The following is a 23883-nucleotide window of genomic DNA, read 5'->3' on the forward strand; positions in this document are numbered from 1 at the left end:
AGATGGGAAACTTTTCTTAGTATTTCCTCTTTTATTTGGGTCCTGCCAAAATATCCATCAATTCAGCTTTAAGTGAATCAAAATCTACGGGTTTGGTAAAAAATTCCTTAGCCCCTGAATTCATGGCGCGGTCATGGTTTTCGCTGTCACCGTAGGCGGATATCATGCTGACTTGAATTTGTGGAAATTCCTTTTTGACACAATCCAAAAGCTCCAACCCTGTCATGCCGGGCATATTGATATCCGAGAAAATATACATTACCTCCGGAGGCTGATGGCTTCTCAAAACTTCCAGTGCCTGCTTTCCCGAAAAGGCGAATTCAAGCTCAAACAATCCCTCACGGACTTCTTTGCGGAGTTTTTGGCGGAACAATATCTCCACATCTTTTTCATCATCTACAATTAAAAATTTCATTGGCATAATTGGTTATATTAAATTTTACTTTCGATTTTAATGCAAATTTTTATTTTTTTAATTCCCTTCTGAATTTCACTATTCTAGGTAAAAATTCCTAATAATCAAGTACCCGCATAACACCCTTTTTATTACTAAATTATTATTAGGTATAGAGAATATTCAATTGATAAATACCGTTTTTTTGATTTTTTCCACTTGGAAAAAGCCTGATTTCCGGCCACTCAAATCCGGAATATCTCAAATTAAAAAATTTAGGTGAAATGAAATCAAAATCAGGACGAACAGCAGGTTTTATTGTCCCAAAGCATCCAAAAATTTCCCCGGGAAAAAACCAAAACATTGATTCACTTTAATGCAATATGGGATGAAGGGTCAAAAAAATGGCATTTGGAATATATATTCCAAATGCCTTAAGTTCAAAAAAAATCTAATCAGGTTAAAATTATTTGGAAGGAGGCTTTACCTCAAAACCCTGAGATTCCATAATATTCCACATGTCATACCAATAGCGCAAGGATACAATCTTTCCATTCTCTACCCTTCCAGCAGTATGGTAAGGAACCGGAATGGTTTTTCCTGTTTTTTTGTCTTGGATTGTATTGACGCCCCATGACAAAACCCATTCACCTTCATTCCAATTGTTGGTGACTTTGACAGGCAGATATAGTTCGTTTGATAGCGTGTGTTTGTATTGGTTGGTGCTATTGGTATAATACTCCCTGTGCTGTGCCACTGTGAGAGAGTCCATGCCACCTCCCAAGCCATGTATCATCGCACCCGGTGCCAATTGGGCATTCATGGTTGCTACATCCCCGGCCTGAAGTGCTTTGGTATATTTCTGTACCACATCTAGGGCTTTTGCTGCATTGGGAAATTCTAGGGTCGTAACTGGTCCCTGTGCGTTTGATATCAACGGCATCAGCATCATTAATGCCAAAGCCATACTTGCTTTTAAATTTTTCATAAAAATATTGGTTAGATTGGTTATTTGGAATCACCTTTAATTCCTTTCTCTAATTAACTGATAATTAAAGGATACTAAAAATGAATTAGGACGAATGAACCGTTCTATTGTCCCAACGTACGGAATTAGTTTTCAGAGCTCATCTGAATTCATTATCTGCTTTTTTGCCAATAATGTATTATCATAGGTCAAATGGGCCTGAGGAGCGATTTAACGGGCATTGGAAGTTTTCACCCAATCAAAAAATAGAATTAAGGCAAATCAAAAAAATATAGCAAATCATCATCCACTAAAACACTTAACCAAGAAATCCGGATTCAGCAAATCTGGTTTATTGTATGTCAGGGAAGCCTTTCCCTTCATCGTTAAAACCTTCCCCCCCATTGATTTTACAATAGCATGTGCCGCTGCTGTATCCCACTCCATGGTAGGTCCAAACCTTGGATAAAGTTGCGCCTTATTTTCTGCCACAAGCATAAACTTGATCGAGGATCCCATGCTGACGACTTCCACCTGAGGGTATTTTGCGATAAAATCGGCCGTTTCCGGATTCATATGTGACCGGCTTGCAACAATGGTTTTGACGGTAGCATCGGTCACTTCATTTAATTTTTTTGGTTCTTCTTTTCCTTCCTGTTTCCAGGCACCGATTTCGCCGTTTCCCCAATACATCCAATCCAAAACCGGAGCATAAACCACACCCATAACCGGAGACCCTTGATAGATCAAAGCGATATTGACTGTAAATTCTCCATTCCTTTTGACAAATTCCTTGGTACCATCCAATGGGTCCACCAACCAAAAATATTCCCATTCTTTTCTGATTTCATAAGGCACTGAACTTCCCTCTTCAGACAATATAGGCAAACCAGTTTGGGCCAAATGGATAACGATCTCATCGTGGGCAGCCTGATCCGCCAAAGTCAGGGGAGATTGGTCCCCCTTAAAAGTCAATCCTATTTCCTCTGATTGGTAAATCCCCAAAATCTTCTCCCCTGCTTTCTTTGAGGCAGTTTTTGCCAATTCGGTCAATACTTGAAGGTAGGTTTTTTGAATGGTCATGCGTGAAAATTTTTCTCGGATTTTTAAAGTAACAACAAAAAATGGCTTTCCTATCAAAAAAATTACTCTTCACCGAGACTTAGTTTGATTTAAATGTTTTATGCTTATTTTGAATGCTTCAAACTTCTTTCAATTTGTTCAATTCAAAGACTTTAAACCATGAACTTTAAATCTATCAAGCTTTTTCTTTTATTGTTTTTATGCGGAAATGTCACCTGGTTTTCTACGGCTGTATTGGCCCAGGTTTCAGAGGTCGAAAAAGCCTTCACAGTCGCCGAATCCAAAGGTTTTTCAGGAGTCTTGTTGATGGCAGTAGATGGGAAAGTGGTATTTGAAAAAGTATCCGGGTTTCGGTATTACGAGCAAAAAATCCCTCTTTTGCCAACAGATGTATTTGAATTGGCCTCTGTTTCCAAGCAATTCACCGCCATGTTGGTGATGATGTGTGCTGAAAAAGGGCTTTTGGATTATTTCGATTATGCTGATAAGTACCTCGATATCCCTTACAAAGGAATCACCATAAAGGAACTGCTTTCCCATACCAATGGCTTGCCGGATTATCAGGCGGTCATGGACAAGCATTGGGACAAAAGTAAAGTAGCCGATAATGAAGATATATTGGAATACCTGCGCAAATACCACCCTCCAATGCTCTCCATGCCAAGTGAAAAATATGAATACAGCAATACGGCATACGTTTTCCTCGCAAGCATAGTGGAAAAAGTAACAGGACGGGATTTTATCGAACTTTCTAGAGAATGGATTTTCGAGCCTTTGGGAATGAAAAACACAGATATCAGAACATTGGAAGAAAAAGCCAACGTCAACAACTTTGCCGCAGGCCATCTCAAAGACAAAAACGGGGATTATGTGAATGCCAACAAATTCCATGACTCAGACTACACTGTTTGGCTGGGAAACAGAAAAGGTCCGGGAAGAATCAGCAGCACTGCGCAGGATCTGTTGCTTTGGGATCAGGCATTATACAACGGCACTTTGGTCAGTGACAAAACCTTGAAATCAGCCTTTTCTCCACAAGCATTGAATGATTGTACTTTGAGTCAATATGGCTATGGATGGGACCTGAGTCAGGATGAGTATTTTGGAAAGATCGTTTCACACACAGGCGACAATCCGGGATACAAAACCCTGATCATGAGGTTTATTGACCAAAACAAAACCCTGATTCTGTTGAATAACAATTACCATGAAGCCAACAGCGAATTGGTAGAAAGTGCTGTGGAGGCTTTTAAAGAGTGGTAGAAAATTAGAACATTTGATAAATAATAAGTTCAAAACCCTTTCGGAGATTGCGCTTCTCCAATTTAAGTAAGTCTACTTGTAAGGCAGTATATATTCAAATCCTTTTTCTTCCGAATATTCATCATCCCGTACTCCTAGATCATATGAGTGCTCTTACCCCACACTTTTTTCAAAATATTAGGATAGAGAATCACTATTTGTATTGCCTATTTTTTTTATCCGTATGGTATTGATAATCCAAAGTAATACCCAATCCTACTCATTTCATTTGTTGAAAATTTGACAGGCAAATTCACATCCTGAATTGTGTCCAAAGTAACTCAAACAGGGACGAATGAATGCATTTATTGTCCCAAACTCATTAAAAAGTTTCCCAGCGAATATTCAAATTAAAAATATAAGGTAGATAATTCACTGATTCGACAAATTATATTTTTCCATTTTGAATTAATTAAAATAAAGTCACTAATTTAACTTTCATTAGACAAAGCCAATCCAATCGAAAACATCAATCAAATGAGAAATAAATCCTCCATTTATCTTACATTTTGCCTTTTCCTTCTCATCAGTGGGAAATTATTTTCTCAGTCTACCGTCATGCAGTTTAGGCATCCCTTAGACCCGCTTGACACCAATGAGATCAAGATTGTCAAACAAGTATTGTTGAAAGAAAATAAGGTCAGAAATGACAGCAGTAGCTTATACAGTATCATCAACTTACTGGAACCACCCAAAAGTGAGGTATTAGCCCACAAACCCGGAGATGATTTCAGGCGTGAAGCATTTGCTTATGTGTATGATTATCCTGCAAATGCCTTGGGAAAAGCTATTATTGACTTGAAGCAACAAAAATTGCTTTCCTTCGAAAAGATAGAAGGAAAACAACCTACAGGTGCTTTTAAGGCAGATTCTGTCGCTTCCGAGATTGTAAAAAATAATTCAGAATGGATAGCTGCCCTTACCAAAAGGGGTGTAAATCCCGATTCGGTAAAAGCTAGTTTTGGAAATTTTGCCGCTGATCTTGGATTGGCACCGATTGGAAATCGGGAACTTATAATTTCTCCTGTTTACAAAAATAAACAGTTCAATAAAATGCCGATTGGAGGAATCTACGCCTATGTGGATATTACCGACAAAAAAATCTTAAAGGTAGTGGATACCGGAGGGGGTTGGTCAGAGCCTGTAAAAGTGGGCTATTTCGAGGGAGATTCCATCAAAATTGACATGACTGCTCCTAAACAGGTGCTGATAACCCAGCCTGAAGGGGTCAATTATCGAATTGAAGGAAATCAGGTCATTTCTCCCCTTTGGAAATTCAGATTCAGCGTTCACAGTAGGGAAGGTTTGGTAATCCATGACCTGCACTACTTTGACCAAGAGCAAAAGAAGTGGCGTTATATTATGTATCGGGGCGGACTTGCCGAAATGATCGTGAATTATGGTTCTCCGGACTTGTTGAATGCCTCCAACAATTATTTTGATGTGGGAGAATTCAGGTTGTTTCAGACCAAAGCCAGGCCACTCACTTATGGTGCTGATGCCCCGGAAAACGCCACCTATCTACCTGCTGTATTGCATAATGATTTTGCTACGCCCATCCTTTCTGATAGTGCTATTGCTGTTTTTGAAGAATTTGGAGGAGTTTTATGGAGGCATCAAAACCATGCCAGGCGCGCGACTGATCTCGCTATCAAGTATTACATCACTGCAGGGAATTATGATTATGGATTTAAATGGACATTCAAAGAAGACGGTACCATAGTAATCGTTACCGAACTCAATGGCATTGCGCATATCCGTGTTGTGGAGCGTGTAACTGATGATCCGGGAAGTGCTGACGAGACTTATCAGGGACATTATTTTGGAACAATCGTCGAACCGCACGTGGAAGCGAACAACCACCAGCACTTTTTCATTTTTAGGCTAGATCTCGATATTGACGGACAGCACAATTCCGTAGGGGAAATGAACATGGTTGCAGTTCCTAAAGGACCCGACAATCCCTATGGAAATTCCATTATTGGGAAAATGGATATGTTTAAGAAGGAGCTTGAGGCCAAACGGATGGCAAACGCTGCGAGCAGCAGGATGTGGATGGTCATGAACCATCATGTAAAGAATAAATTCAACCACATGTCTTCCTACATGCTCATGCCAAGTCCCGGTGTTGTGCCTTTGGCGGAAGTTGGTTCTTCGCTTTACAACCGTGCCGGGGCGCTTTACCATCATTTTTGGACAACTCCCTATAAGTCAGATGAAATGTATCCTACGGGGGATTTTCCTGTCAGCAACCAGAAAAATGAAGGATTGCCCAAATGGACACAGCAAAACAGAAATATTGATAATACCGATGTGGTCGTATGGTATGTTTCCGGAGTCAATCACATCGTGCGGCCTGAGGAATGGCCAATCATGAATCAGCATACGGTTTCGATTACTTTAATGCCCTTTGGCTTTATGTCAAAAAACCCGGTTTTAGGAATGCCCCCGGTTAAATTGCCTACAGCAGGCAATTCTAAATAAGGAATGAAGTAGTCAAATCAGGGTTTTAGTAGGGTAAAGTCATTTTTCCATTGGCTTTGGATTAGCCATGGAATTAATTGGGACTTTTGCGGTGTTTGGTTGCCTGTTCATAGGAATAGCTCAGTTTGATCAATACTCCTTCATCAAACATCCTTCCCAAAAACTGTATTCCTGCCGGAAGATTTTCGGAAGTAAATCCCATGGGAACAGTGAAGGCTGGTTGCCCGGTATGGGGAGATATAATCTGATTGTTATCGCCTTTATATTCTTCTTCAAAAAAGGCTATCCTGGCAGGTTTGTTGTTCCATGATGGATATACCAAAGCATCCAATTGCAGTTCATCCATTTTCTTCTCGATGGCTTCCCTAAATGCCATTCTCCGGATATCTGTATAGGCATCTCCACATGGAATGGCAGGATTTCCTTCGCGGAGGGAGTTGGTCGCCATGTACTCCATACTTGATCTTGAAAAGCCTGATTTTGTGCCGATGCGAATGATATCCTCTAAAGAATGAAGGGTATCTCTTTTTACATAAGTTTTGAAAAAATCCACCAAGTCCATGCGAAAGGTCGGACACCATTGATCCTCACTGAGCTTTTCGAAATCGGCTATTTCCACATTTTCAATGATTTCAGCCCCTTGTTCTTCCATATCGGATAATGCTTTTTCGAAAAGAGCATAAACTTCATCATCAGGATTGTCATCAACCAGGTTTCTCAATACCCCTATTCTTGCGCCTGTCAGTCCTTCCTTGTCTAAATATTGGATGTAATTGGAGGGGATTTTTCCTTCCGAATACAGTGTTAAGGAGTCTTTTGGATCGTAACCGGCAATGACTTCCAATACCTTCACTGCATCTTCCACTGTTCTGCACATGGGGCCTACCACGTCATTTCTGAGGAAGAGCGGCACTATTCCTTCTCTGCTTACCAATCCCAAGGTTGTCCGGAAACCAACCAATGCATTGTGGGAGGAAGGTCCCCTGATAGAATTGCCGGTATCTGTTCCCAAGCCAATAGTCCCAAAATTGGAAGCAATGGAGGCACCTGTACCGCCACTTGAACCAGCCGGAACATGGTCGAGATTATAAGGATTTCTGGTAATCCCCACTGTGGAACTTTCAGAATGCATGGGACTGAATGCCCATTCGGCCATGTTGGATTTGGCGATGACAATTGCTCCTGCTGCCACCAGTTTGTTGATGATAAAGGCATCTTCCTCCGGATAAAAATCCTGCAAAGCCAGGGAACCAGCTGTGGTAGGCAAACCTTTGGTATTGATATTATCCTTGACAATAAGTGGGATGCCGTGAAGCGGACGCAAAGTTTTTGTTTGTTGAAATTCCTCATCCAATGCCTTGGCCAACACCAAAGCATTTGGGTTGATCATGCTGATAGAGTTGATATCCTTGTCCATCTCTCCTATCCTATCCAAATATGCCTGTACCAATTCTTGGCTATTGAATTTCCCACTTTGGTATGCCGCATGGATATCAGAGATGGTAAGTTCTTTAGGGTCAATGTATTCCCTATTTTGGGTATCACATCCAAAGAAGGAAAATAGTACAATTATCCAAATTCTGATTTTTTTGGGGAAATTGAAATGAAAGAATCTTTTCCGCCCTTCATTTCGGCTGATGATCTGAAAGTCCTTCAAAATCCCGATGGTAACCAATAAAATTTCTCCCATGGCATAGACGAGATATTGGGTGAACCGATTTTGGGAATGAAGTTTTTGGCGAATTTTGCGGAAGAAAGAGATCATAGCGAGTTTTTTTTTAACGATAAAATAGAACCACGCTCATCCCAGCTTTCCATCTCCATCGATGTCTTTTCCACTTTGCTCCTCGAGAATCTTTAAGGTGTTGATCAAAAGAGATTTTGTCCTCTGAAGTTCATATTCTAAGAAAGCGACCCTCGCTTCTAAAGTTTCGGCCCTGCCTTTTTGATCAGAGATTTGGCTTTGTTGGATAAGATTCCAAAATAGTCCCATGCTTTTAATTTTTATGGTTTTATAAAATAAACTGACCCTATTGATGCAAAGAGTTTGTATCAAGTCGTCGGACGGATCGATGCCCGCAGATCGTTTTTGGAAATTGGAAATTGTCGGATGCGGATTCCGGTAGCATCAAAGATGGCATTGGTCACGGCCGGCGCGATGACCGGAGTGCTTGGTTCTCCCCCTCCTCCGGGAGGATTTCCGGAATTGATGATATGGGTTTCAATCTTTGGCGCCTCATTCATTCGGGTGACGGGATAATTATGGAAGTTACCTTGTGCCACTGCACCGTTTTCGATGGTAATTTCTCCGGTCATGGCAGCGGCCAATCCGTAGATTATTCCACTTTCCATTTGGGCAATGAATCCATTCGGGTGAATGGCAAAACCCGGATCAACTGCACAAACCACCCGGTGCACTTTCACCTTTCCGTCAATGCCGACTTCCACTTCTGCAACTTCAGCCACAATGGAACCAAAAGATTGGGCAATTGCTATGCCTCTGCCCCAATTGGCAGGAAGGGGTGTTCCCCAATTGGACTTTTCGTAAACCAAGTCCAGGACACGTTGAAACCTTGAATTGTCCTTTGTCAGGCTCTTTCTGTAGGCAAAAGGATCCTGCTTTGCCGCATGGGCTATTTCATCTATGAAGGATTCTGTCAAAAAACCATGCGTCGAATGGTCCACACTTCGCCAGTTTCCCCAAGGCACATGGGAACCAGGGCTGGAATACTGAATCAACTGATTGGGAATAGAATATGGAATATCCGCAGCCTCCGGAGGATGATGCTTGAAGATAAACTGATGGGCATAAGCAATGGGAAGTCCCGATTGATCCAAGCCTGCCTTCATCCGACTGATGGTCGCCTCCCGATAGACATCGTGCTGTGTATCTTCTTCTCTGGACCAGATTAATTTGACCGGGTAGTCAACTTCCTTGGCGATCAGGATCGCCTGCTTCATCACATCAGTCTCGGAGCGTCTTCCAAATCCTCCGCCCAAGAGTTGATTGTGGACTGTCACCTGATCGATATCTATTTCAAGGAGTTCTGCAGCGGCCGCCCTGACTCCAAGGGGGTTTTGGCTTCCACACCAGAGCTCACATTTTCCATCGTGCACCCATGCTGTGCAGTTCATGGGTTCCATGGTGGCGTGGGCCAAAAACGGAAGTTGGTATTCTGCCTCGACAAGGATAGCAGCCTGTTCCAATGCGGTTATTGCGTCTCCGTCTTTGAAATGTGTATCCAGATTTCCCTCTGCCAAATCAATATCCATGGCCTTGCGGTAGCGGTCCATGATTTCTTCCTGATTCAGGCCACTATTTTCTGTGGTTTCAAATTCTATGGGAAGTGCATCTAATGTAATTTTTGCCTGCCAAAAACCATCCGCAATGACAGCCACAGCATCGCCTAAGTTTAAAATCTTCTTTACTCCCTGTTGACCAGAGGAAACCGTGGTATTCACCGATTTCACTTTACTTCCAAAAACCGGGGCTGCCTTGATCGTGGCATATTTCATTCCTGGTACCTGCACATCCATTCCAAACTTGGCTTCCCCGGTCACCTTGGCCGGGATATCAAATCGTGGCTGGGAAGTCCCCATGAGGGTAAATTCTTCGGGTGATTTTAGCTTTGGTTGAGTGGGTATATTGACCTTGACTGCTGCAGGCGCGAGCTCCGCAAAAGTGGAACTGCGCTGGCTACTCGGATGATTGATGATGCTATTTTTGGCGGTAAGTTCCTCCATCGGCACTTTCCATGTATCTGCAGCGGCCTGCATCAGCATGGATTTGGCTGCAGCGCCTGCGATCCGCATGGCTTGCTGACCGGTAAATCTCACCGAAGCACTTCCACCTGTAATCTGGAAATTCAGGGATTTGACGGCAGTGAGGAAAACCCCATCGATCGTTCCTTCCATAAACTTTGGGAAAGTTGCGTTACCTGCAACAAAACCTTTTAACAAGGTGAAATTCGCATATTCTTTATCAGCGGGAGCTTCCTGAAACTTTACTTTTGACCAATCAGCATCCATTTCATCAGCGAGCATCATCGCCAAGGCGGTATGCACGCCCTGCCCCATTTCGGCATGTGGAATGATTGCCGTGACCGTATTATCCGGAGCGATTTTAAGCCAAACATTCATGACAGTTTCTCCTTCTGAAGCTATCAATCCTGCTACTTTTGAGGAACGGTTTCCAGGTCGGATGGCTATTCCAATCACCAAGGTCCCGCCTGCCAATACTCCAGCTCCTATAAATGCTCGTCTAGTCCATTTTTTCATAGCTATATTTTTTAGAGTGCGGAGGAGGATTGAAGAGTTGCTGAAGCGCGCTTAATGGCAGACTTTATGCGTCCATACATGCCGCAGCGGCAAATGTTCCCGGACATGGCGGCATCGATTTCCTCATCGCTTGGAGAGGGATTTTCATTCAATAGGGCTACCGCTGACATGATTTGCCCGGATTGGCAATAGCCGCATTGTGGCGTCTGTTCTTCAATCCAAGCTTGCTGCACGACATGAAGTGTGTTTTTATCAGGAGCAATCCCTTCAATGGTAGTGATGTTTTTCCCTTCTGCCGAAACCGCCGGTGTGACGCAAGAACGAACAGGTTGGCCATCCAAGTGAACCGTACATGCACCACATTGGGCAATGCCGCATCCGAACTTTGTACCGGTCAATCCGCACTGTTCGCGGATCACCCAAAGTAAAGGTATCCCTTCAGAAGCATTTACTTTGTATTCCTTTCCATTAATCGTCAAACTGGTCATGATTCAGGGTTTTGATTTTTTATCAATATCGGAATTTTATTAGAAATCAAAGGTCTTCCTGTTCCTAGAGGATAATTTCTGCAAAAGGAAAGGTGAGCTTTATGTTTTTTTGGTTTCTAATGAAGTAAAAGTGCAATGACTTAGCCTGAAGTAGGCGTCCAACAAAAAGTTACGGACAACCTTCCAATAATAAAAATTCCAGTATGGAATCAGAATTACAATTCCAGAAAAAAAAAGCGTAGAGGAAGTCTACGCTTAAAAGGGAGTTTTAATGTTTTTGATTTTATTTGATCGATTACTCTTTTATACATCGGCACGGTAGAGACAAAAAATCTGTAGGAATACTATTGATAAATAACTTTGAATTGTCAAAAGAAAGCCCTGCATAATTGTTGAGTCTATCGCCTTCATCAGAAACCCCATCTAGGGTCGAAGACCAGAAATCCGAATATGAGTAAATATTATAGAATCCACCATCCCTGTTGTCTCTCAATCCGGCAGGTAATGCAGAAAACCCCGTCTCATTGGTTGCGCCGATATTTGGGGGATACCAGCCGTTAACTGATTTTAATTTGCCACCTGCCAAATCTTCGCCTCCAAGAAAATCTCTTAATTGATACCAGTCATACACGGTTGGCAAACGCCAGCCTTGGGGACACGCATTATTCGCTGATTCCCATCTGTACAATCGTCCATAACGCTCACAGTAGTCAGGAATATCGCCCCAACACCAACTTTCCTCCATTACGTAATTCAGATTCTCTGCAAACCAAACCTGATTCCCTATCCTAACAATTTTGTAAACCTGCCCATCACGGTGATCGGTGAATGTATATTCATCCTCACAAACAGGTATCAAACCATAATCTTCTGAAAATGATATCGGTGACCCAAGCCCTTTTTGGACAATAGAAAATGTCATTTCATCACATTTTTCCCATCCTTTCTCAAGAGGAATTGAAAATGTTGCTGTGTAGCCCGAGGGGACGGATTTGAATTCCTTTTTCTTTCCTTTGATCTGAATCGTAATAGAGGCTTTTGCATTAGAGGGTCCTGAAGTAATCTCGTATTTAACCTTTACCACAAACTTATCTTCTGTATTGTAGGCCTTGTAGGAAACCTTTTTTGTGTTGATTCCGGAACTTTGGCTTTTGGAATCCCTTATGGCAAAGTAATTTCCACTGCCAGGTTCTATGCAATCAGTTTCACAATCTGAAGAATAAATTAACCTGCCATTGATTGGATCCTCTTCCGGTTCAAGTGCTATCCCCGAGAGGTCCTGAAATTCTTCCAATACAGTTACAGGCTCTTCCACAGGAGCTAATTGCTCGCAGGAAAACAGCGAACCAAATGCAAACAAAACTACCAGGTAGTTTAGGATGCTGAACCGTTTTTGAGTTTCCATTTTTTTTAGTTTTTGATTAAGATTAATCTTTGATGCAACGGCAGGAGAAGGCCTGGATAGTTTCATTAATATTGACTCCATATATTCTCGCGGCATTCTCCCCATTTGACAAGAACATCAGGTAAGGACCGAAACGTTCTGGGTTTTCTTCATCTACAAACCCTGTTGAACTCCACCATACTCCGCGACTTCCAATGTTAAAAAATTCAGTTTCATCCTCACAACATACTACCCACATACTCTGACCTCCGGGCAATCCAGAAAACCCACTCTCATTAGTCGCGCCTACATTTGGTTCATTCCAGCCTTTTACAGATTTCAATTTGCCTCCTGCGACTTCGCTTCCCCCAAGGTGATTAATCAGGATTTCCCATTCCTGTTTGTAAGGGACATGCCAACCAAGCGGGCAATCTGGAACACCCTCATAGAGATATCCATACTTCTCGCAATTTTCGGTTTGATTATCATAACAATCGCCCGAAGCATATTTCAAATTCTCTGCAAACCATGTCTGGTCACCTATTTTTACAATTTTGTATACCTGCCCATCACGTGGGTCGGTAAATGTTTCAAAATCCTCACAAAAAGGTATCAAATCGTAATCCTCTGAAAATGATATCGGCGTCCCGAGACCTTTTTGGACAATGGAAAATGTAACCTGATCACATTTATCCCATCCTTTTGCAAGAGGAATTGAAAATGTTGCTGTATAGCCTGAAGGAACAGCTTTAAACTCCTTTTTCTTTCCATTGATCTGGATCGAAAGGGAGGCTTTGGCATTAGAGGGTCCCGAGGTAACCTCATATTTAACCTTTACCACAAACTTATCTTCTGTATTGTAGGCCTTGTAGGAAACCTTTTTTGTGTTGTTTCCTGAGCTTTGGCTTTTGGAATCCTTTATAGCATAGTAATTTCCACTTCCAGGTTCTATGCAATCAGATTCACAATCTGAAGTGTATACTAACCTACCATTGATTGGATCATCATCCTCTTCAAGTGCGAATCCGGAGAGGTCTTGAAATTCTTCCAATACAGCTAAAGGTTCTTCCACAGGAGCTAATTGCTCGCAGGAAAAAAGCAAACCAAATGCAAACAAAACCACCAAGTAGTTTAGGATGCTTTTCAATTTTAGAGTTTCCATTGTTTTTTTTTATAAATTAATCTTTAATACAACGACAGGAAAACATTGTAAAGTCATGGGATTCTTCGAATATAATAAAAGCACTCTCAGCCCCAGAATATAAACTTAATGTTGGGACTTCATACCAATCCGCATCAAGAACCGGGGACCTAGTTGAACTCCACCAAAATCCCCCCCCTCCCAATAAAACATTTCTGCCGCCACCTGGTAGTGCAGAGAATCCGCTTTCGTTCGTTGCACCAATATTCGGCTCTTCCCATCCAGAAATCGATTTCATTTTACCTCCAGCAATTTCATATCCACCTAAAAAATCCACTAATTTACCCCATTCATCTTCACTTGGAAGATGCCAACCTTCAGGACAGGCAGTTAAGCCCGCTTCCCAAGTATATAATCTGCCATAAATTTCACAGTTTTCAGGATCATTATCGTAGCACCAACTCCCCTCAGCATCATAATTCAAATTCTCTGCGAACCATGTTTGATCTCCTATTTTAACAATTTTGTATACCTGCCCGTCTCTTGGGTCAGTGAAGGTTTCATAATTATTGCAAACAGGTATCAGATTGTAATCTTCTGAAAATGATATAGGCGTTCCAAGTCCTTTTTGTGTAATGGAAAAAGTAACCTGATCACATTTCTCCCATCCTTTATCCAAGGGTATGGAAAATGTTGCTGTATAGCCAGAAGGGACAGCTTTAAACTCCTTTTTCTTTCCATTGATCTGGATCGCAATGGAGGCTTTTGCCTGTGACGGACCTGAGGTAACTTCATATTTAACCTTTACCACAAATTTATCTTCTGTATTGTAGGCCTTGTAGGAAACCTTTTTTGTGTTGATTCCTGAGCTTTGGCTTTTGGAATCCTTCATGGCAAAATAATTTCCACTTCCTGGTTCTATGCAATCGGTCTCGCAATCCGAAGTGTAAATCAAGCGGGCATTCATCGGATTATCTTCCGGTTCAATTGCTAATCCGGAGAGGTCTTGAAATTCCTCCAATAGAGCTACAGGCTCTTCCACAGGAGCTAACTGCTCGCAGGAAAAAAGCAAACCAAATGCAAACAAACCTACCAGGTAGTTTAGGATGCTGAACCGTTTTTGAGTTTCCATTATTTTTGGATTTGATTGTTGATTAATTTTTAACACAGCGGCAGGAAAACCTATTATAAAGGGATCGTTCTAAGTTTAGATAAGCTCCTTGGGTTCCAGAATATAGGCTTAAGGTTGGTACTTCATACCACTCGGCATCAAGAACACCAAACCCAGTTGAACTCCACCAAAGTCCTGCCCCTCCGGTTAAGACATTACTGCCGCCACCTGGTAGTGCAGAGAAACCGCTTTCGTTTGTTGCACCAATATTTGGTTCATCCCACCCAGAAATAGCCTTCATTTTTCCTCCAGCAATTTCATATCCACCTAAAAATTCGATTAAATTATTCCATTCATCTTCACTTGGTAAATGCCAACCTTCAGGACAAGCAGTTAAACCCACCTCCCAACTATATAATCTACCATAAATTTCACAGTTTTCAGAATCACTATCATAGCACCAACTCCCCTCAGCATTATAATTTAAATTCTCTGCAAACCATACCTGATCTCCTATTTTTACAATCTTATATACCTGCCCATCCCTAGGATCAGAGAAGGTTTCAGAATCACTTTCCCCGATCTCAATCCCCTCGTCTACATATTCAAACACCCCCAAAGCCAACTCAATAAAATTCACGCTTCCATTCAATTCGGCTTTTTTGAGAAAGAAGTTGTAGTGGTTATAAGCCGAAATGGGAACATCCCGTTTGATCAGCTTATCGGAAAGGGATTCGATGATCTCTAGTTTGGCTGTTTGGCCTTTTTTGGCATAGATGAAATAAAAGCTCTTGTCTGGGAGGAGCTTGAATTCACAGGTTTCCGAACCGTACCTTATTGAAATGGATTTGACATATTCGTTCTTGACGGTAATCAACCCGTAATCTGTGGTCGCCTGGATCTTGACTTCCAAACTGGCCACTCCCAAATTGAATTCTCCCTCCGCTTTGAACGGCAGATACTTTTCAAAAGCGCCTCCCGAAACACTGGTCTTGTAGGTGTACGAACCATAAGGAAGCGGAAACTTGATTCCTTCACCAAATTCATTGGGATTATAGTCAAACTTGAATTCCTCACCCGTGACTTTATTTTTGATTTCCATGACCGCCGGGTTTTTGAATATATGCTTCCAAGTAGAAGGTCCGGCTAACCTTCCATTGGGAAGATTTCCAGAAAAGGAATCAACTAAAACGGATTGGAACTTTACCTCTCCGATTCCGGAGAGATCTGGCTCGAGCTGTGTACAGGTGGTCAACAAAAGCAGCATTACAACTGCTATCCATAGATTTTTCATAACGGTCACATTTGGTTACTAAGAAAATTTGAAAGGTATCAGCTGTGGCTAATGGAGAGTTGAAAAAGAAAGCGTATTCAAAACTAGGAGGATAAAATCAGATCGTGGTTAGAATAAAATTTTTGGTATGATCAAATTTCAAACCTTACAAAACCAAATCCAATACCCTAAACGCGGTATTTGAAACTAAATCGTAAACAGAATTAGCATTGGGAAAAACTACCTCCGATGGATCAAACCAAAGGAGGTAGTCTTATAAAATCATGAGATAATTACCAACAGGGTTTCTCTTATCAATTTCCTTCATTATTTCTATCTGAGAAATCGGTTTTGGGATAGTCCCAAATTTTGATATTGTCAATAACACCTCCGGCTCCCCATTTATCCCAAGCTATGAAATTGCCAAGCCTGATTCCACCTACCCCAAATTGGCCGACATGGGACATTACCCCTGTTTCAAATGTTACTTTCAAACCTGTCAATTCTACCCCATTTCTAAAAATTTTAATCCTTTGCCCAAGTGACCAGTTGGCATCATGGGAAATGGCTAGATGGACCCATTCATTTTTAGGATAAAATGCCTCCCAATTTGCTTGGTTTTGTAAATTATAGGTGACCGTGCCAACTTTATTTCCTTCATTATCACTCACCGAGGCATACAATGCCCACATACCAACATAACCACTATGTCCCGTCAAATCCACCTGTCCTTTCCCATTATTCTCATATGCTCCATGAAAAAAAGTATGCCCGTCCCATTCATCATCGTGAGTCCTTTTAAACCAAAACTCGATGGCGAAAGACCACAATGGAATCACGTTTCTTGGGCTGTAAGGAGAATGAACAGTTCTTTTTCCATTGGCTTGAGGGATGTGGATTCCCTTTCCATATTTCCCTAGCTGGAATTCCATGGCAGACCCCGGAAACAAATCCGGTCCAACTTCACTATTGGTGACTTCCTCAATTGACCCTAGTTTGTTCCAAAAAATCAAACCAGAATTTCCTGTTCCTTCCCCTATCTCAATCCCCTCTTCCACATAATCAAATACTGTCAAAGCCAACTCTATAAAATTCACCATACCATTCAATTCGGCTTTTTTGAGGAAGAAGTTGTAGTGGTTGTAGGCTGCAATGGGAATATCCCGTTTGATCAGCTTATCGGTAAGGGACTCGATGATTTCCAGTTTGGCTGTTTGGCCTTTTTTGGCATAAATGAAATAGAAACTCTCGTCAGGAAGAAGTTTGAAATCACACAATTCGGAGCCATTCCTTATACCTAGCGATTTCACATATTCATTTTTGACCGTAATCAGTCCATAATCTGTGGTGGCCTGAATCTTGACTTCCAAATTGGCTACTCCCAAATTGAATTCCCCCTCTGCCTTGAAGGGAAGGTATTTTTCATAAGCGCCACCCGAAACGCCGGTCTTGTAGGTGTAGGAACCATAAGGGAGCGGAAACTTGATCCCATCACCGAATTGGTTTGGGTTGTAGTCAAATTTATATTCTTGGCCCGTGACCTTATTTTTGATTTCCATGACCGCCGGGTTTTTGAAAATATGCTTCCAGGTAGAAGGCCCAGCTATTTTTCCATTGGGAAGATTCCCTGAAAAAGAATCAACTAAAACGGATTGAAATTTTACCTCTCCGATTCCTGTGAGCTCTGGCTCAAGCTGGGTACAGGTGGTAAAAAAAAGCAGCATTACAACTGCTATCCATAGATTTTTCATAACGGTTAAGTTTGGTTGTTAAGAAAATTTGAAAGGTATCAGCTGTGGCTAATGGAGAGTTGAAAAAGAAAGCGTATTCGATACTAGGAAGATAAAATCAGATCGTGGCTAGAATAAAATTATTGGTATGATCAAATTTCAAACCTTACGAAACAAAATCCAATACCCTAAACGTGGTATTTTAAACTAAATTTTCCGATTATAAAAACAAAAAAACCACTCCCTCTCGGTGTCAGAGGAAGTGGCTTTATTATAGTGAATTACCTAATTACCAAACGTTTAGATATCAGTTCAAACCCGATCTGCACCTGGATAATGTACAGCCCTTTACTTAATCCCTTCAAATCTAAAGGCTGAGTGAAACTGGACTCTTTGAACCTGCTTGTGGTGAATACTTCGCGTCCATTGGCATCTTTCATCTTGATGATCACGTCATCAGGATTCAAAATCCTCACCTCAAGATTTGCTTCTGATATCGCCGGATTGGGATAAACAAATATCGAGTTTTCGGTTGCTTCCTCAAGACCTAAGGTTCTACTGCCAGAGACAGCGGACTTAGGTTTGGTTCCTCCTTTTGGTTTTGAGATGCTGATATCAATATTAATAGTTGAGGAAACAGTATTACCACTTAGGTCACTAGCGGTAAGTACTACAGGATGTGTTCCCACAGTCGACAAGGCTGTTCCCTGACCCGGTACTTGGGTGTATAAAACCCCTATACAATTATCAGTAGCAGGATACTGGGATGTAAAATCCGGAAGCACATAGCTGCTATTTGGATTTATTGAGACTTTCAGTGTTTTAGGGACGCTTCCAAAGGAAGGAGGCAAATTGTCAATGACTGTAACAATAAAGGAATCTGTACCCTGATTACCATCTTTATCCCTCACTGTCAAAACAGCTTCTTTTTGACCCAAATCAGAACAGGAATATACAGATTGGCTCAAAGTCATGGTGAGGCTAGAACCTATACATTCCGAATAAGAACCATTGTTTACAGCACTTGTAGTCAATGTGGCCAATCCATTCTTGTCCAAAATCAGGGTTACATCCTGAGCAATTGCCCTCACCTTACAGCTTCTGTCCACGACAATGGTCACTATTGCTGTGGCGGAATTGGTATTTGCTGCAGCATCTGTCGCCGTCAAGACAACATCATTTATCCCTTCATCCAAGTCTGTAAAGATTGTTTTGCTCAGGCTGAGGGAATTGATGCCACAGTTATCGGTGGATCCGTTATCCACATCCTGCGGTGTGATGGTGACGCTTTGCCCTACCTCTATAGTAAATTCAAGATTTTTGGTAAGAACAACCGGTGCCTCAGTGTCAGTAATGACAACATCCTGCATGACTTCAACTGCTATATTTCCGGCCTCATCAGAGGCTGTCCAGGTAATGGTTGTAATGCCTACCGGATATTCTGAGGTAAGGGACAATCCATCATTCCTGGTTCCCTGAGGTTCAATAACACTGCAATTGTCTGCTGCCGAAGGAGGTATAATGGTAACAAGCGCAATACACATACCAATATCATTCGATTGGTTAATGGTGGCCTGCTCTCCGATTACCGGTTTTTCTTCATCATTGACGGTAATGGTTTGTAGGACAGGTTCGGCATTATTCCCGGAGATATCCATTGCGGTCCAAGTAATCGTGGTGGTCCCAACAGGATATGGCGCAGTCAATTCGAGACCATCATCCCTCACCCCGGTTGGAATCTCTGCAATGCAATTGTCACTCACTGTTGGCAGATTAATAGAGATTTGAGCTTCACATAATCCGGGATCAGCGGCTTGAATTACGGATTCTATTCCACCGATTACCGGTTTTTCTTCATCATTGACGGTAATGGTTTGTAGGACAGGTTCGGCAATATTGCCGGAGACATCCGTTGCGGTCCATGTGATCGTGGTGGTCCCAATAGGATATGGCGCAGTCAATTCGAGACCATCACTTCGGGTGCCGAGTGCAACAATAGTCCCGCAATCATCCGAAACAGTAGGAGGAATTATAGTGAGGATGGCGGTGCACAATCCAACATCGGAGGCTTGGGTGATTGGGCCAGCTTCTCCTATTACAGGGATACCTTGGTCACGGATGGTAATGGTCTGAACCACCGGAACAGCTTCATTTCCGGCCTCATCTGCTGCTGTCCATGTGATGGTGGTAACGCCAACAGGATAAGGAGAATCCAAAGGCAGTCCATCGCTTCTGATTCCTATTGCAGAAATTTGGCTGCCATTATCAGTCACTGCAGGTGTTTTTATATAATCTCCTGTAGAGGAAAATTCCTCAAACCTGTCAGAAAAGTCAGTTTTAGGATAATTCCACAACTTGATATTATCCATTACACCACCAGCTCCCCAAGTATCCCAAGCAACAAAGTTCCCAATTCTAAACCCAGCATCGCCATATTGTCCCACGTGACCCATGTATCCGGTATCAAACTCCCCATCTACACCCTCTAATTCTACTCCGTTCCTAAAAATCTTTATTCTATTGCCGACGGGCCATGTTGCATCATGAGAAAACGCCAGATGAATCCATTCATTTTTAGGAAAAAATGCCTCCCAGTTTTCTTGGGTAATCAAGTCATACTTATACCTTCCAACTAATTGCCCATCATTGCCTCTTACAATGCCATACAGCCACCACCAACCTACATATCCACTTAAGGCGGTAAAATCCACAGTTCCTTTTTCATTATCTTCATAGCCCCCTGACACAAATGAATGTCCATCATGCTCATCGTCATGGGTTCGTTTATACCAGAATTCAATCGAAAAAGATCCCAATGGGACAATATTTCTAGGAGTATACGGAGAATGGACAGACCTTACACCCTGAACCATAGGAACATATAATCCATTACCATATTCCCCTTCTTCAAACAGCATCCCTGAACCCGGTAATAAATCCGGACCATAGGCACTGTTTGTAACCTCCTCTTGGGAACCTAATTTATTCCAAAGGATAAGATCACCTCCCTGAAAATTCAGGTTTGCTTCGCATACACCGACATCAAGTATCTTGTTAATATCTTCAACCGTCCCAATTACCGGAATCTCGGTATCATGAATGATGATATTTTGAGTTTGGGAACTGGTATTCCCTGCTCTATCTGTGTATGTCCAAGTGATTGTGGTTGTACCTTGATTTAGGATAGGAAAAAACTTTTCATTCGTAGTGCCATAAATTACGCCGTCTACATTATCGGTGGCTGTGGGGATTGTGAGATCTTCAAAATTTATTTGGAATTGGGTATTGATATCTGCCAAAGGCTCTAAGTCTGGAATCGGTGGTATAGTATCCGAAACTCCAAATAACCTTGCGATTTTTCGTCTAACTACAGAATTACAATAATTAAATTCACCTGCAATTATAATATTACTGTCCGTTTGTAATGCTGTAGTCCAAACAATTCCATCAGTTCCGCCATTTAAAAAGGAAGAGTCTAGACTCCCATCAGAATTTAAACGGATGATTCTGCTAAACTCTTTGCTAAAAAATGAACCTCCGATAATTACCTTTTCATCATCTTGAATTGATATAGAAAAAACGGATGATTTTGGCTCAATCTGATTTCCAAAATGAAAGTCTGTGTCAAGACTTCCATCTGAATTTAGTCTTGCAATATTTACCCGAGCATCATCAATAGTTATTGGATACCCAGGATCGTACCATGTAAAATCTCCACCAACTAATATTTTTCCATTAGTTTGAATAACAACTACCCAAACAGTATTATTGAAACCTGTTCCTAAATTATTAAACGATTGATCTATGCTTCCATCTTGGTTAGCACGAGCAATCCTTGATCTGCTGTATCCATTGTATGTAGTAAAGTTTCCGCCTAACACAACTTTTCCATCATCTTGGACAGAAATTGCTAAGACAGGACCGTCTGTTCCTGAACCCGGATCATAAGAGGTATCCAAAGAACCATCAGAATTAATTCTCGCAATATAATTTCTGGGAGTTCCATTGTAGAATGAGAAAAAACCACCGATTAATATCTTTCCATCAGGTTGAACTACGATCTTTCTTAATTCATAATTTGGACCAATACCCGGGTTAAAGGAAGTATCTAAACTTCCATTAGGATGAAGTCTGGCTATATTATTTCTTGAGACCCCATTAAAAGTCGAAAAAGCTCCCCCAATAAGGATTTTTCCATCTGATTGAACAACAATAGTTCTGATTGGACCATTTGTTCCTGTTCCAGGATTAAAGGATTGGTCAGCCCTACCATCAGTATCTAGCCTTGAAATGTTACTTATAAACGTCCCATCAAAACCATTATAAAAAGTGAAACTTCCACCAATAAGAATTTTACCATCACTTTGGATGTAGGTGCTGTAAACAGAACCACTAGTTATCCCCGAACCGGGATTAAAACTCGTATCCAACTCTCCCGGGTTTTGGGCTTGGAGTAATGGTGGGAACAATAAGAAAAGGAGTGCGAGTAATCCGTATAGCTTTTTCATGGCAAGATTGGGTTTGGCCTTTAAATTTGAAAGGAGAAAAAATCTGGGAGTGCGTCGGATTAGCTGCGGGTAAGGAAATTTCAGCAAAGAAATTTCAGCATCAAATACCCTAAACGTGGTATTTGAAACTTATTAATTAGTAAAAAGGACTTGGTTTAGGGCATCAGATGAAGCAATCCTGAAAGGCTGTGGATCTTGAGCTTCTTAAAAATATTTTTCCTGTGGGTTCGGACGGTATGTGGGCTGAGATTGAGTTTTTCGGCAATGTCGTTGGTTTCAAACTGGCTGAAAATCAACTGCATGATTTCCATTTCACGGTCTGAAAGCAGGTAGTCCTCGCGCAGGCTTTTAAAAAAATTGTTGAAAAAATGTTTTAGCTGATATGATTTGGACTTTGGGAAATGGACTTTCCCTTCCAAACACTCATCCACTGCCTGATGTAATTCTTCAAAACTTAAATTTTTATCAATAAATCCCTTGACTCCATTGATTCTGTACATTTCAATGGCTGAGTCATCCAACTTTGAACTCAATACCAAAATTTTTTGAGTAGGTAGATTAATCAGAATATGTCTGGTAAATGCCAAACCATCAAAGGAGATATTGTCCAAATCCAAAATCAGCAGGTTATAATTCCTTCCATTTTCAAGTGCCTGCGTCAATTCCTCGATTTTTGCAAACCTGCTGACGGACTCAAAATGGAGGTTGGACTTAAGAAGACATTGAAGTCCGCATGCAAACAAATCGCTTTCAGAAAATAGACCTATCCTCATTAATTAAAGAATTTTCGGACACTAAAACACTATACCAATTTTATCATATGAATTAACAAATACAAGGATTTGAAGGTATATATATTATTGGTTTATAATATTTTATAAATATTTCATTACTTGGTTGCACGTGGCAAAAACATGGGGCTGACGGAATTCAAATCACCGTTTCCGAGGATTTGTTCCATGGTCAGTTTAATTTGTATTCTTTTTGAATCAGTTCCAATAATCCAATAGCGTCAGATCTTAGGGATTCCGCCCTCAAGCTATTGCCTTTGGTCATTTTGGACAAAAAGTGGATTTGGAAAGCAATCTCATTGATGATCCTAAAATCATCTGTAATCAATTGTGGATTGGTGGTAGGCATGACGAATTTCATATTTGCATCCATGGTCTTATTCAATTCCGTTGAATTAAAGACTTTCCCGCCCATTTCGCGGAAAGTGGATTTGGTTCTGTTGTCGTTTTCATCCCAATCCTCCAATACTTTTACTTTTTTCTCATATTTAAGTAATTCATTTACAACTTTTCTATTTCTCAAAAGCCGAAGATTTCCGGCATTTTTGAGTTGCTGTATGGTTCCATCGGAATAGATAAATGCCTGTTCATTAAAGACCTGCCGTGCAAGAAAGTAAATCTGATTCCCCATTAAACTTCGCTCTTCTGAAAGCATCATTTCCGCCAGGGAATCCATGAGTACACTTTTTTCTTTTCGGAAAGAGATGTACAGACTGAGATTTGTCGTGTCCGTTTTCAAGTCTTCAATCAAAGAGAGGATATATTCCTTTTCAATATTTCGTGCACTTAGAGATTCCCGATAGTTCTCCGCAAGGAATCCACAGAATACCGCCAAAAAAAGCATAAAGAATTCTTTGAAATAGGACTTCCAGTTCTTCTTTTTCAAAGAGTTAATAACATCCTTGTTGGAGAGGTCTTTCTCGATTTCGGTTGATTGATTTTCTTCCAT

The 23883-nt window shown here is 41.3% G+C and carries 17 protein-coding genes; 2 read left to right on the top strand and 15 right to left on the bottom strand.

What is annotated here, in order from left to right:
- Positions 1 to 31: 31 nt before the first annotated feature.
- The 3 genes from DQW11_RS02500 to cysQ all read right to left on the bottom strand — a co-directional run bounded on the left by DQW11_RS02500 (position 32) and on the right by cysQ (position 2444).
- The gene (locus DQW11_RS02500; RefSeq protein WP_113922423.1) at positions 32 to 415 is read right to left on the bottom strand and encodes a response regulator; all 384 of its coding nucleotides are present in this window, start codon (positions 413 to 415) and stop codon (positions 32 to 34) included.
- 445 nt (positions 416 to 860) lie between these two features.
- Entirely contained in the window at positions 861 to 1382 is a 522-nt protein-coding gene (locus DQW11_RS02510; RefSeq protein WP_232826658.1) for a nuclear transport factor 2 family protein, read from the bottom strand.
- A gap of 282 nt (positions 1383 to 1664) precedes the next feature.
- Positions 1665 to 2444, bottom strand: a complete 780-nt coding sequence (gene cysQ, locus DQW11_RS02515; RefSeq protein WP_113922425.1) for a 3'(2'),5'-bisphosphate nucleotidase CysQ — start codon at positions 2442 to 2444, stop codon at positions 1665 to 1667.
- 159 nt (positions 2445 to 2603) lie between these two features.
- On the opposite strand from cysQ, the gene DQW11_RS02520 reads away from it, so the two are divergent.
- Together DQW11_RS02520 and DQW11_RS02525 are read left to right on the top strand one after the other, a co-directional pair.
- Entirely contained in the window at positions 2604 to 3707 is a 1104-nt protein-coding gene (locus tag DQW11_RS02520) for a serine hydrolase domain-containing protein (protein WP_113922426.1), read from the top strand.
- 516 nt (positions 3708 to 4223) lie between these two features.
- On the top strand, positions 4224 to 6230 hold the full coding sequence (locus DQW11_RS02525) for a copper amine oxidase (RefSeq protein WP_113922427.1): 2007 nt from the start codon (positions 4224 to 4226) through the stop codon (positions 6228 to 6230).
- Between the two features lie 73 nt (positions 6231 to 6303).
- On the opposite strand, the gene DQW11_RS02530 is transcribed toward DQW11_RS02525, so the two are convergent.
- From DQW11_RS02530 to DQW11_RS02585, 12 genes are all read right to left on the bottom strand, one after another.
- Positions 6304 to 7995, bottom strand: coding sequence for an amidase (locus DQW11_RS02530; protein WP_232826659.1), 1692 nt, complete (start codon positions 7993 to 7995; stop codon positions 6304 to 6306).
- Positions 7996 to 8031: 36 nt separating this feature from the next.
- The gene (locus DQW11_RS02535) at positions 8032 to 8223 is read right to left on the bottom strand and encodes a hypothetical protein (protein WP_113922428.1); all 192 of its coding nucleotides are present in this window, start codon (positions 8221 to 8223) and stop codon (positions 8032 to 8034) included.
- Between the two features lie 59 nt (positions 8224 to 8282).
- Positions 8283 to 10508 carry a xanthine dehydrogenase family protein molybdopterin-binding subunit gene (locus DQW11_RS02540; protein WP_113922429.1) on the bottom strand — a complete coding sequence of 742 codons (2226 nt, stop codon included), beginning with the start codon at positions 10506 to 10508 and terminating at the stop codon, positions 8283 to 8285.
- An 11-nt stretch (positions 10509 to 10519) separates the two neighbouring features.
- Complete coding sequence (locus DQW11_RS02545; RefSeq protein WP_113922430.1) at positions 10520 to 10996, bottom strand: (2Fe-2S)-binding protein; 477 nt, start codon at positions 10994 to 10996, stop codon at positions 10520 to 10522.
- 295 nt (positions 10997 to 11291) lie between these two features.
- Entirely contained in the window at positions 11292 to 12401 is a 1110-nt protein-coding gene (locus DQW11_RS02550; protein WP_157966004.1) for a fibrobacter succinogenes major paralogous domain-containing protein, read from the bottom strand.
- Positions 12402 to 12423: 22 nt separating this feature from the next.
- Complete coding sequence (locus DQW11_RS02555) at positions 12424 to 13542, bottom strand: FISUMP domain-containing protein (protein ID WP_113922432.1); 1119 nt, start codon at positions 13540 to 13542, stop codon at positions 12424 to 12426.
- A gap of 16 nt (positions 13543 to 13558) precedes the next feature.
- The gene (locus DQW11_RS02560) at positions 13559 to 14413 is read right to left on the bottom strand and encodes a fibrobacter succinogenes major paralogous domain-containing protein (RefSeq protein ID WP_157966005.1); all 855 of its coding nucleotides are present in this window, start codon (positions 14411 to 14413) and stop codon (positions 13559 to 13561) included.
- 262 nt (positions 14414 to 14675) lie between these two features.
- Entirely contained in the window at positions 14676 to 15926 is a 1251-nt protein-coding gene (locus tag DQW11_RS02565; RefSeq protein ID WP_113922434.1) for a fibrobacter succinogenes major paralogous domain-containing protein, read from the bottom strand.
- 293 nt (positions 15927 to 16219) lie between these two features.
- The gene (locus DQW11_RS02570) at positions 16220 to 17656 is read right to left on the bottom strand and encodes a LamG-like jellyroll fold domain-containing protein (protein WP_113922435.1); all 1437 of its coding nucleotides are present in this window, start codon (positions 17654 to 17656) and stop codon (positions 16220 to 16222) included.
- 260 nt (positions 17657 to 17916) lie between these two features.
- On the bottom strand, positions 17917 to 22143 hold the full coding sequence (locus DQW11_RS02575) for an HYR domain-containing protein (RefSeq protein WP_157966006.1): 4227 nt from the start codon (positions 22141 to 22143) through the stop codon (positions 17917 to 17919).
- A gap of 155 nt (positions 22144 to 22298) precedes the next feature.
- A complete protein-coding gene (locus DQW11_RS02580; RefSeq protein WP_113922437.1) occupies positions 22299 to 22916 on the bottom strand; it encodes a helix-turn-helix transcriptional regulator in 618 nt (205 codons plus the stop codon).
- 190 nt (positions 22917 to 23106) lie between these two features.
- Positions 23107 to 23883: a hypothetical protein gene (locus tag DQW11_RS02585; RefSeq protein WP_113922438.1), complete on the bottom strand. Its 777-nt coding sequence runs from the start codon at positions 23881 to 23883 to the stop codon at positions 23107 to 23109.

The sequence above is a fragment of the Cognataquiflexum aquatile genome (genome assembly GCF_003316845.1).
GTDB classification, from domain to species: domain Bacteria; phylum Bacteroidota; class Bacteroidia; order Cytophagales; family Cyclobacteriaceae; genus Cognataquiflexum; species Cognataquiflexum aquatile.